Origin of the sequence: Methylobacterium variabile (assembly GCF_001043975.1) — a bacterium.
Lineage (GTDB): Bacteria > Pseudomonadota > Alphaproteobacteria > Rhizobiales > Beijerinckiaceae > Methylobacterium > Methylobacterium variabile.
In genome coordinates this window covers 1-10,102 of the sequence record NZ_LABY01000049.1, presented here as the reverse complement: position 1 = coordinate 10,102, position 10,102 = coordinate 1, and the positions used below count along the sequence as shown (strand labels likewise).

General features: G+C 70.4%; 11 protein-coding genes. 4 read left to right on the top strand and 7 right to left on the bottom strand.

The annotated features are described in order from the left end of the window. Positions 1–228 precede the first annotated feature (228 nt). The 3 genes from VQ02_RS08225 to VQ02_RS08215 all read left to right on the top strand — a co-directional run bounded on the left by VQ02_RS08225 (position 229) and on the right by VQ02_RS08215 (position 2,555). Positions 229–1,749 (top strand): DEAD/DEAH box helicase, encoded by a 1,521-nt coding sequence (locus VQ02_RS08225; RefSeq protein WP_048443697.1) that lies wholly within the window; start codon positions 229–231, stop codon positions 1,747–1,749. A gap of 145 nt (positions 1,750–1,894) precedes the next feature. Further along, positions 1,895–2,080, top strand: coding sequence for a YegP family protein (locus VQ02_RS08220; protein WP_048443696.1), 186 nt, complete (start codon positions 1,895–1,897; stop codon positions 2,078–2,080). A gap of 181 nt (positions 2,081–2,261) precedes the next feature. Then, the gene (locus VQ02_RS08215) at positions 2,262–2,555 is read left to right on the top strand and encodes a hypothetical protein (protein WP_048443695.1); all 294 of its coding nucleotides are present in this window, start codon (positions 2,262–2,264) and stop codon (positions 2,553–2,555) included. Between the two features lie 155 nt (positions 2,556–2,710). Here VQ02_RS08215 and VQ02_RS08210 read toward each other — a convergent pair whose 3' ends face one another. The 3 genes from VQ02_RS08210 to VQ02_RS08200 all read right to left on the bottom strand — a co-directional run bounded on the left by VQ02_RS08210 (position 2,711) and on the right by VQ02_RS08200 (position 5,073). Next, the gene (locus VQ02_RS08210) at positions 2,711–3,562 is read right to left on the bottom strand and encodes a hypothetical protein (protein ID WP_048443694.1); all 852 of its coding nucleotides are present in this window, start codon (positions 3,560–3,562) and stop codon (positions 2,711–2,713) included. After that, positions 3,559–4,674 carry a radical SAM protein gene (locus VQ02_RS08205; RefSeq protein WP_048443693.1) on the bottom strand — a complete coding sequence of 372 codons (1,116 nt, stop codon included), beginning with the start codon at positions 4,672–4,674 and terminating at the stop codon, positions 3,559–3,561. The genes VQ02_RS08210 and VQ02_RS08205 overlap by 4 nt, the downstream gene beginning before the upstream one ends. A 96-nt stretch (positions 4,675–4,770) precedes the next feature. Next, entirely contained in the window at positions 4,771–5,073 is a 303-nt protein-coding gene (locus tag VQ02_RS08200; RefSeq protein ID WP_048443692.1) for a hypothetical protein, read from the bottom strand. Between the two features lie 320 nt (positions 5,074–5,393). Here VQ02_RS08200 and VQ02_RS08195 point away from each other — a divergent pair, with 320 nt between their 5' ends. Continuing rightward, positions 5,394–5,588, top strand: coding sequence for a hypothetical protein (locus tag VQ02_RS08195; RefSeq protein WP_048443691.1), 195 nt, complete (start codon positions 5,394–5,396; stop codon positions 5,586–5,588). Here the strand turns inward: VQ02_RS08195 and VQ02_RS08190 are convergent. The 4 genes from VQ02_RS08190 to VQ02_RS08175 form a co-directional block, all read right to left on the bottom strand. Continuing rightward, a complete protein-coding gene (locus VQ02_RS08190; protein ID WP_048443690.1) occupies positions 5,585–6,079 on the bottom strand; it encodes an NUDIX hydrolase in 495 nt (164 codons plus the stop codon). The two genes, VQ02_RS08195 and VQ02_RS08190, sit on opposite strands and share 4 nt — an antisense overlap. A gap of 6 nt (positions 6,080–6,085) precedes the next feature. Continuing rightward, positions 6,086–7,252, bottom strand: coding sequence for an ABC transporter permease (locus tag VQ02_RS08185; protein WP_048443689.1), 1,167 nt, complete (start codon positions 7,250–7,252; stop codon positions 6,086–6,088). After that, positions 7,249–8,274, bottom strand: a complete 1,026-nt coding sequence (locus VQ02_RS08180; protein ID WP_048443688.1) for an ABC transporter permease — start codon at positions 8,272–8,274, stop codon at positions 7,249–7,251. The genes VQ02_RS08185 and VQ02_RS08180 overlap by 4 nt, the downstream gene beginning before the upstream one ends. Then, positions 8,271–10,102 (bottom strand): ABC transporter substrate-binding protein (locus VQ02_RS08175; protein WP_048443687.1); only part of this gene is annotated, 1,832 nt, incomplete at its 5' end. The genes VQ02_RS08180 and VQ02_RS08175, both read right to left, overlap by 4 nt.

Sequence of the window (10,102 nt, the reverse complement as noted above, 5' to 3'; positions counted from 1 at the left end):
CGCCATATGGCGGATTGCAGCGTCAGCGGCCGATCGCGGTCCGCTCGAGGGGGCTGCGTGACGGATTTCGCCGCGGCACCTGCGCGGCAGGCCCGGCCCCTCTCTTAATCGCTCGTCCCTCCGGATCGCTCCATCACGCGGGCGGTCTCCCGACATCGGATCGCGATGAGGGCCGTGCGTTGCGCGCGCCTTGCGGCGGTCCCGCTGCCAAATACCAAGAAGATTGCTTTGACCCAGTTCACCGATTTCGGCCTCGCGGCGCCGATCCTGAAGGCGCTCGCCCAGGCCGGCTACGTCACGCCCACCCCGATCCAGGCCCAGGCGATCCCGCCGGCCATGCAGGGCAAGGACCTCTGCGGCATCGCCCAGACCGGCACCGGCAAGACCGCCTCCTTCGCGCTGCCGATCCTGCACCGTCTCGCCAGCGAGACCTCCGGCAAGCCGGCGCCGCGCCGCGGCTGCCGCGTGCTGGTGCTCGCCCCGACCCGCGAGCTCGCCAGCCAGATCGCCGACAGCTTCAAGGAGTACGGCCAGTTCCTGAAGCTCACCACCACAGTGGTGTTCGGCGGCGTCACCATCGGCCGCCAGGAGCGGGCGCTCGCCAACGGCGTCGACGTGCTCGTCGCCACCCCGGGCCGGCTCCTCGACCTGATCGACCGCCGGTCGCTCACCCTCGACGGCGTCGAGTACCTCGTCCTCGACGAGGCCGACCAGATGCTCGACCTCGGCTTCATCCACGCCCTCAAGCGCATCGTGAAGCTGCTGCCGGCCCAGCGCCAGAGCCTGTTCTTCTCGGCCACCATGCCGAAGAACATCGCCGGCCTCGCCGACCAGTACCTGAAGAACCCGGTCCAGGTCGCGGTGACCCCGGTCGCCACCACCGCCGAGCGGGTCGATCAGAAGGTCGTCTTCGTGCCGACCGGCTCGAAGCAGTCGCTGCTCGCCACGATCCTGCGCGACGACGCGATCGACCGCGTGCTGGTCTTCACCCGCACCAAGCACGGCGCCGACCGGGTCGTGCGCGGCCTGGAGCGCGACGGCATCGGCTCGGCGGCGATCCACGGCAACAAGTCCCAGCCGCAGCGCGAGCGGGCGCTTGCCGCCTTCCGGGCCGGCACCTGCCGGGTGCTGGTCGCGACCGACATCGCGGCCCGCGGCATCGACGTCGACGGCGTGTCCCACGTCGTCAACTTCGACCTGCCGAACGTGCCGGAGGCCTACGTCCACCGCATCGGCCGCACCGCGCGCGCCGGCAATGACGGTCTCGCGATCTCGTTCTGCAACGACGAGGAGCGGGCATACCTGCGCGACATCGAGCGCCTGACCCGCCAGAAGGTGCCGGTGATGGCAATCCCCGAGGGCTTCGTGCCCCCGAGCCGCGAGGAGGCCGCGCAAGCCGTGGCCGAGGCCGAGCGCGACCGGCGCCAGCCCGGCCCGCGCGGCCAGCGTCCCGGCGGCGGCCGCCAGGGCCAGCCGGCCGGCCAGCGCCAGGGTCGTCCGGGCGGTGGCCAGGGTCAGCCGCGCCACGGCGCCGGCCGGCCGCAGGAGCACCGCGAGCCGCGCGCCCATGACGGCCGCGGCGGCCAGGATGTCCGCGGCGGGCACGAGGGCCGGCAGGGTCGTCCCCAGGGCCAGGGCCGTCCCCAGGGCGGCCAGCGCACCGACGGCAACCGCCAGCAGCGCCCGGCGGGCGGCGGCGGCAACCGCGACGGCCGCTCGATCGGCTGGCTCGACCGCGCGCCCCGCTGACATCTGATCCACGCTGAATGATGCGAGAAGCCCGCGCTCCAGAAGGAGCGCGGGCTTCCTGCGTTTGTGGTTTGGCAGGGGGGACGTTGCCGCCCGTCGGCGCCGCGCCATCTGTGCCGAGGATGCATCACCGCAGGAGGCCCCGATGCGCTTCGAACTCTACCGGGACGGCACGGGCGAGTGGCGCTGGCGGCTGCGGGCCGAGAACGGCGAGGTGGTGGCCGATTCAGGCGAGGGCTACGTGCGCCGCGAGGATTGCGAGCACGGCATCGCCCTGGTGAAGGGGGCGACCAACGCCCGGGTCGTCGACATGACGCTCAAGATGGCCTGAGGTCGGCCCGCGAGGCGACCCGCGGCCTCCGGCACGTGGCGCGCACGCGACCCGCCTCCCGCTCGCATACCTGGCATTCACCCTCGCGACGCGCGCCGCGCAACGCTTTGCGGCTGCCGTGCGTTTCAGCCGTCCATGCCTCCGTCCGGCGGCATGCGCGCACGAGTGAGGAACCGACCACGTGCTGAAGACCGTGATGCTGGCCGCTGGCCTGATCCTGGGCGGCGCCGCCGCCATGCCGCAGGGCGCGCTCGCCGCTCCGATGAGCGAGACGGCCGCTGCGCCGGCGCCCACCAGCTGGGCGCAGTACGGCTACTACGGCCGCCATCGCCACTACGGACCCCGCCACGGCTACGGCTATCGCCGCCACTTCGGCCCGCCCTACGGCCGCGCCTACGGCTTCCGCCGCCACCATCACCACTGGGGCCACCGCGGCTGGGGCCACGGCCCGCGCGGCTACTACCGGGGGTTCTGACCTCGGATCTCTCGCGGTCGCCCGTGCGGGCGGCCGCATCCCCGCCGCCGCTGCGCCGGTTCTCGGCCATGCGACGGGGACTGCCCGAGACCGCCTCCCGGGTCGGACGCCGCCCGAAGGGTCGAGGCCGCGGCGGAGGAGGCCAGAGCGGACCATCATCGTGGCAGCGCGGTGATGAAGCCCCGCACCGTGAACTGCTCGTCCAGCCCCGTCTGCCCGAGCGACGAGCCGTCGTGCACCAGGCACTCCGTCGGTGCCACGTAGGCCTCGCCGGGATCGACCCGGCACCGCAGGACCGGGATTTCCGGAAACATCGCCATGAACAGGCGGTACAGGGGCGTGTCGGCCGGCGGCTCCTCGGGCCCGAGCCGCTCGGCCAGCAATGCGGGCATGTCCATCAGCGAGACCGGAACGAACAGGAAGAAGCGGCTCTCCCGCCCGATGTTGACGCAGATCCGGTTGCTGGACAGACCGCGCGCCTCGAGCGGAAGGTTGTCCCAGCTGTCGAGATGCATCCCGATCGAGCGCCCGGTCTCGGGGGCGATGGTCACCGTCTGGCGTCCGGGCGGATTGGAGCCCGCGCCCAGGACGTCGAGCGACCCGTCCAGGCGGCACACGCTCCGAAGGTCCGACAGGACCTCCACCGGCTCGCCGCAGGCCCGGATCCGCGCTAGGCTGCCCGGGGGCAGCCGCACCACCGCCACGTCCCGGGCCGGATCCGGATCTGTGCAGAGCACCCTGTCGCGCTCGGCGCGCGTCATCGGGCGCCACGGCTCCCGCGGCAGGACCGCTCCGGCCTCGTAGCCGACGGCCATCTCGGCGGCCGTCGCTACGCGCAGGCCCGCGCTCACCGAGAGCCGTGACCCGTCCTCGCCGGGGAGCAGGGCCGCTCCGACCGGCTCCAGTCCCGCGGGCAGCAAGTCCATCCAGGCGCCGGGCGAGGCGGACGGCTCCGGGCCCGGGGCGCGCTCCGGGACGAGGCGGCGAAGCCACGCCGTGAGGCTCATGACGCCTCCGCGATCAGGCGGTCGGCGCCGAACCCGGCCGCCCGCAGGTAGTCCACGACGTCGTCGAGGACCTGCCGGACCGGACAGCCATCCGCCGCCAGCATGGCCTGCTGGATCGCGGTCGCCTCGCCGACGTAGTGACCCGGGCAGGCACCGAAGAACGGGCACGTCCCGCAATACCGGTGCATCCGCGCGGCCGATGCCGCGATGGCGCGCTCGCGTCCGGCCGAGGCCAGGACGGTTCCGGCATCCTCCCGGAAGATGTTGCCGTAGCAATACGCGTTCGCGTAGGTCTCGGCCGTTCCCCAGACGGTACCGTCGGTGTTGACGACCAGGACGTACTCGTCATCCCTCTTGTCGTAGCGCGTCGGCGGAAGGCCATGGAGGTGTGCCGCCGCGTACTCGACCAGCTCGGCGACGGGATCGACGCTGGTCGCGGTCTCGGATCGCGCCCAGCACCGGAAAACCCGCTTCAGGGCGTCGACGAGCTCCGCCGTGCTGATCGCGTGCCGACCCGGCTGCGCCTCATTGGCGCTGAGGTAGAACGGCAGGAAGCGAAACGGCATCTGCCGCTCGTCGTAGTATCGGTAGATGTCCTCGACATGCGCGAGGGTATTGCGGGACAAGACGCAGATGCCGCCGCTCCGGATGCCCTGCGCCCTGACGGTGTCGAGGTTCCTGGCGACCGTGGCGTCGCGCAGACGCCCCGCGGTGTCGACGCGGTCCTGGCCGTGGAGATCGAAGGACACGCCGATCCCGGCGAAGAACCGCTCGCTCCTGAGGTAGTCGAGATAGTCCTCGGTCAGCACCGTCAGGTTGGTCTGCACCGTGTTCCAGGCCGCGACGTCGCCGAGAACCGACCTCTGGATCTCCTCGATGGCCTTGTAGTAATCCAGCGGAACGAGGAATGGCTCGCCGCCGTGCCAGGCGAATTCCAGGTGATCGAAGTGGTGCAGCCGGGCGTAGGACGCCAGGTTGCGGAACATGCGCTCGATCTGATCGAGCGACATGCGATCCTTCTCGTGAAGGTGGTCGTACTCGTAGCAATACCGGCAGCGCAGGTTACAGTATTTCGTGATCTTGACGACAGCCTGGAGCGTGGTCCGCGTCATGACGCACCTGGAGGTTCCTCGCTGCGGCCGCGTCGCCTGGCCGGGAAGGTCGGGACGGCCTTCCCCGGCCGCGGCGGGTGATCCGTCGCTTCGCGATCAGCGGTAGCGTTGCTGCATCTGCGGCAATGTCTTGATGTTGTTGAGCTTGTCGATCTTCCGCGGGCTGTTCACCCAGCTCGGACCTGATTCGCGCGCGAAGTAATACTTGCTCTGCCCGTTGCTCTTGATGACCCGGCGCTGCATGTTCTGGGCGACGATTTCCCGGGCCGCGTCCGACAGCTTCGGATCCGGCGCGGCCGCAGTCGGATCCGTGCTTTGGCTGGTCGCCGCCTCCGATCCCTCCGGCGCACCCACCAGCATGGCCATGACCGCGCCGACGAAATATTTGAGTCTCGACATGTAAGACCCTCCGAGAGGACCGCGACATCGCGTCGTGGACAGTTACGACACGGTTCACAACTTGCGTCAATTGTTCATTTGAATGATTCCGCAAGGAAGGTGGGCAGTCGACTTGGCGAGGCGACTTGGCCTGGATTGATCGCCGCCGCGTGTCGCGCGGCACCGACGACCCGCATGCGGCCGCAGTCGCGGCAGGCCTGCCACATTCTCGCCCCATCAATGACCTTGGCTGTAAGGGCCCGGCCGTTCCGGCGGCCGGGCTTGGCTCATGGCCGGTCCGCGCGCGTCGCGGGCCTGCCCCACAACCAAGGGGAACCGGAATGCCGCACACCATCGCGGAACGCCGCCGGCGCGTCGAAGCGCAGATCCAGGACTACGAGCGGACCCTCGCCGAGATCCGCTCCTCGGCGGGCCTGGGCGCCAACAGCCGCGCCCTCCAGCTCCAGCACGCCCGCCTGATCTCCCAGGCGCGCACCGAACTCGCGTCGCTCGACGCCGAACTCTCCCGCGTCTAGCGGCAGACGTCACCCGGTCCCGCGGCTCCCGCGGGACCCTCGAAGGCGGCGCGCGCCGCGTCGTAGAGTACCAGGACGTCCTCCGGGTAGATCTGCATCGGGGGCGCGGCCAGTTCGGTCCGCGGCCACCAGCGATGCTCGGCCAGGACCTCGGCCTCGTGCGGCGTCCAGCCCGCGCGGGAGAGGGGATCGTCTCCGGCCCGGACCGCGAAGAAGCGCTCCCGCGCCAGGACCAGCTCGCCGTCCACCAACCGCATGGGAAACACCCGCTCGCCGATCTCCGGAGCGGCGGCCGGGCAGGTCAGCCCGGTCTCCTCCCGCAATTCCCGGATCGCGGCCTCGGCGAAGCTCTCCCCCGGCTCGACGGCACCGCCCGGCGTCGCCCAGTATTCCTCGCCGGAGAGCGCCCCGTCGCGGAAGACGAAGCGAAACAGCAGCAGGCGGTCCTCGCCGTCGAGGACGATGAGCCGGGAGGCGGGCCGCTCGCGCATGCGGCCCTAGTGGTACGGATCGGCCGCGTCGCGCAGGCCGTCGCCGAGGAAGTTGAACGCCAGCACCACGATCACCACCGGCAGGATCGGCGCCAGCAGCCAGGGATGGAGCTGCACCGCCGCGAGGTTCTGCGCCTCGTTGAGGAGCACGCCCCAGCTCGTCACCGGCGGGCGCAGGCCCAGGCCGAGGAACGACAGCGCCGTCTCGCCGAGGATCATCGAGGGGATCGACAGGGTCGCCGAGGCGATCAGGTGGCTCATGAAGTTCGGGATCAGGTGACGGGCGATGATCCGGCTCTTCGAGGCGCCCATCAGCTCGGCGGCCCGGACGTAATCCTCCTCGCGCAGCGCCAGCAGCTTCGAGCGCACGGCGCGGGCGAGGCCCGGCCAGTCGAGGAGCCCGAGGATCAGGGTGATGCCGAAGAAGACCAGGATCGGGCTCCAGTTCGGCGGCAGGGCCGCCGAGAGGGCGAGCCAGAGCGGCAGCTCGGGGAGCGAGCGCAGGATCTCGATCAGGCGCTGGATCACGTTGTCGACCCAGCCGCCGAGATAGCCGGCGAGCCCGCCGAAGAAGAGCCCGAGGGCGAACGACACCGCGATGCCGACGAGGCCGACGGTCAGCGAGATCCGTGCCCCGGAGACGATGCGCGAGAACAGGTCGCGCCCGAGCCGGTCGGTGCCGAGCAGGAACATCGTGCCGTCCTTGGGCGGGCAGACGAGGTGCCAGTCGGTGTCGATCAGGCCCCAGAACGCGTAAGCATCGCCCCGGCAGAAGAAGCGCAGCGGCTGCGTCACGCTCCGGTCCACCGTGTAGTCGCGGTGGAAGGTCTCGACGTTGAAGGTGAAGTGGTAGGGATGGGTGTAGGGGCCGACGAAGCGGCCCTGGTGGAACAGGTGCACGGCCTGGGGCGGCGCGTAGAGGTAGTCGCCGTGGCGCTTGGCCGGGTTGTAGGGCGCGATCACCTCGACGAACGGGATCAGCGCGTAGAAGGCGATCAGGATCAGCCCCGCCGCCACCGCGACCCGGTGCTTGCGGAACTTCCACCAGGTCAGGCGCCAGGACGAGGCGCGGTCGACGGCGCTGCTCTCCGCCCCCACCGGCTCGGACCGGCCGGGATCGAAGGGGGCGGCGTCGACGAAGTGGTGCGGCCGGTCCCGCAGCTCAAGGCTCATCGACCGTCTCCCCCGAGGCGGATGCGCGGATCGAGCCAAGCGAGGAGCAGGTCGGAGATCAGCATGCCGATCACGGTGAGCATCGCCACGAACATGAGGATGAAGCCGGCCAAGAACTGGTCCTGGCTCTTGAGGGCGGCGAGCAGGATCGGTCCGACGGTGGGCAGGCTGAGCACCAGCGACACCAGCACCGAGCCCGAGACGAGGTGAGGCAGGAGGTTGCCGATATCGGCGATGAACGGGTTCAGCGACATCCGGAACGGGTACTTCAGCAGCGCCCGGGTCGGCGGCAGGCCCTTCGCCCGGGCAGTGACGACGTACTGCTTGCCGAGCTCGTCGAGGAGGTTGGCGCGCATCCGCCGGATCATCGCGGCGGTGCCGCCGAGCCCGATCACCAGGGTCGGGACCACCAGGTGGGCCAGGAGCGAGCGCACCTTCTCCCAGGTCCAGGGCTGGCCCGCATAGGCGCTGTCGTAGAGGCCGCCGATCGAGACCTCGAACCAGCGGTTGGCATAGAACAGCATTACCAGCGCCAGCAGGAAGGACGGGGTGGCGAGGCCGATATAGCCGATGAAGGTCGCGACGTAGTCGCCGATCGAGTATTGCCGCGTCGCCGAGTAGATGGCGATCGGGATCGACACCAGGTGGACGAAGATCACCACCGCGAGGTTGACCACCAGGGTGAGCCAGAGCGCGTCGCCGACCACCTCGCGCACCGGGCGGTCGTACTCGAACGACCAGCCCCAGTTGCCCTGGATCAGGCCGTTGAAGGCGCCCTCGGGATTGGGCCATAGCCCGATCCACCGCAGGTACTGCTCCCAGACCGGCCGGTCGAGGCCGTATTGCTGCATCAGGAACTGCGCCTTGGCGACGGAGGCGGCCTCGCCCTGCGAGCGCAGCTCGGCGATCTGGTTGGTGAGGAAGTCGCCCGGCGGCAGCTTGATGATGAGGAAGACGAGGGCTGAGATGATCAGGAGCGTGACCGCCATCGTGGCGAGGCGGCGGGCGAGGTAGCGGATCACCGCGCGGCCTCCTTCGGGTTCGGCCCCCAGTAGAACTCGTCCATGCGGTAGACCCCGATCAACGCGGTCGGCTTCCAGCTGTAGATCGCCTTGTCGGGCACGTTGCGCAGCCGGGTCTTGGCCACCACCGGCTGGAGCGCGCCCGAGACGGTGCCGATCACCCACTGGTTCTCGGCCCGGTTCTTGAGCATCTCGCCCCAGATCCGCGCCTGCTCGTCCGCGTCGGCGGTCGCCATCCAGCGGGCGTTGAGGTCGATGAGCGCCCGGGCCTCGGGCAGGTCGCAGGGCTCGCCCTCCTTGCCCTTCGTCTCGACGTACTGCCCCCATTTCGGCCAGGCGTAGGTGTCCTGGTGGACCGGGGCGAGCTCGTCGGGCGACATCTCCGCGGTCGGCATCGCGAGGTCGAGCCCCTGCGCCGCCACCATCACGGCGGCTCCCGAATAGGCGCGGTTGCGCAGGACCGTGCGGTCCTGCGGCTTGACGAACAGCTTGACCCCGACCTCGCGCCAGAACTCCGACACCAGGGTCAGCCCGTCGGTGAGGATGCTGCTCTCGCCGTCGGTCTCGACCACGATCTCGAGCTCGCGCCCGTCGGGCAGCAGGCGGATGCCGGCACCGTTGCGCCGGGTCAGCCCGATCTCGTCGAGGAGGCGGGAGGCTTCCTCAGGGTCGTACCCGGCGTAGAGGGTGCGGTACTCGGGCCGGTAGAGCGGGCTCTTCTCGACCACGGTGTCGTTGCCCTCGGTGCCGAGCCCGAACAGCAGCGCGTTGTTGAGGGTGCGCCGGTCGATGGCGAGCGACAGGGCGCGGCGGTAGCGCAGGTCGCGGTTGAGCGTGCGCCAGACCGGGTCGGTAACCGTCAGGTTCGGGTAGAGCGCCAGCTCCGAGCCGCGGGCGGTCGGCCAGAGATGGGTGCGGTAGCCCTTGGCGCGCTCGCCCTCCCGCAGGATCGGGATGTCCTCCATGTTGAGGCCGCGAAACAGCAGGTCGGCCTCGCCGGCGTTGGCCTTGGCGGCGAGGAGCCCGCTCGCCGCCACGTCCATGTTGACCTTGTCGAGGTAGGGCAGCTGCTGCCCGCTGGTGTCGACCCGGTGGTAGTAGGGGTTGCGCACGAACACGAAGCGGGCCGCCGGCGCCGTGTTGGTGACGCGCCAGGGCTGGAGGGTCGGCAGGTCCGGGTTGGTCTGCTCGAACATTGCGTCGAGCCGGTTGTGGAGGGCCGCCCAGCCCTTGACCTTCTGCTGCTTCACCAGCGGGTCGAGCTCGGCCTTCGGGGTGTAGCGGGCGTGGAAGCGCTTGAGGTAGTGCGCCGGCCGGTAGACGAAGGGATCGCGCGGGGAGGCCAGCTCCGGGAGGAAGCGGGGATTCGGCTTGTCCCAGGTGAAGCGGACGTGGAGCGGGTCGAGCACCTCGAAGCGGGGCAGCTGGCCGTCGACCAGCATGAATTCCGGCGGACCGGACGGGCTCAGCTCCTTGTTGAGGGCGACGTCCTCCCACCAGTAGCGGAAGTCTTCCGCCGTGAAGGGATGGCCGTCGGACCAGCGGTGCCCGTCCCGCAAGGTGAAGGTGTAGACCCTGTCGCCGTCGTTCTCGAACTTCTCCACGATGTCGGGCTGCAGCGCCAGCTTGGCATCGTAGCCGACGACGCGGGTGTAGCTGTAGGTCGAGATGTAGCGGATGTCGCGGGCCTTCGCGACCAGCGTCACCACCTCGCCGCCGGGCTTGCCGAGCTGGCGGCTCTGGGCGGCGGGGTCGACGACGAGGGGCTGCTTGGGCAGGCGGTCGGAGGCGGGGTATTCGGCGGCGGGGTGGTGACCCTGGTCGCGAA

Coding starts and splice junctions, on each gene's coding strand:
- VQ02_RS08220 (WP_048443696.1), top strand. CDS start 1,895: ATGCGCTTCGAACTCTACCGGGACGGCACGGGCGAGTGGCGCTGGCGG.
- VQ02_RS08200 (WP_048443692.1), bottom strand. CDS start 5,073: ATGTCGAGACTCAAATATTTCGTCGGCGCGGTCATGGCCATGCTGGTG.
- VQ02_RS08190 (WP_048443690.1), bottom strand. CDS start 6,079: ATGCGCGAGCGGCCCGCCTCCCGGCTCATCGTCCTCGACGGCGAGGAC.
- VQ02_RS08210 (WP_048443694.1), bottom strand. CDS start 3,562: ATGAGCCTCACGGCGTGGCTTCGCCGCCTCGTCCCGGAGCGCGCCCCG.
- VQ02_RS08205 (WP_048443693.1), bottom strand. CDS start 4,674: ATGACGCGGACCACGCTCCAGGCTGTCGTCAAGATCACGAAATACTGT.
- VQ02_RS08185 (WP_048443689.1), bottom strand. CDS start 7,252: ATGAGCCTTGAGCTGCGGGACCGGCCGCACCACTTCGTCGACGCCGCC.
- VQ02_RS08195 (WP_048443691.1), top strand. CDS start 5,394: ATGCCGCACACCATCGCGGAACGCCGCCGGCGCGTCGAAGCGCAGATC.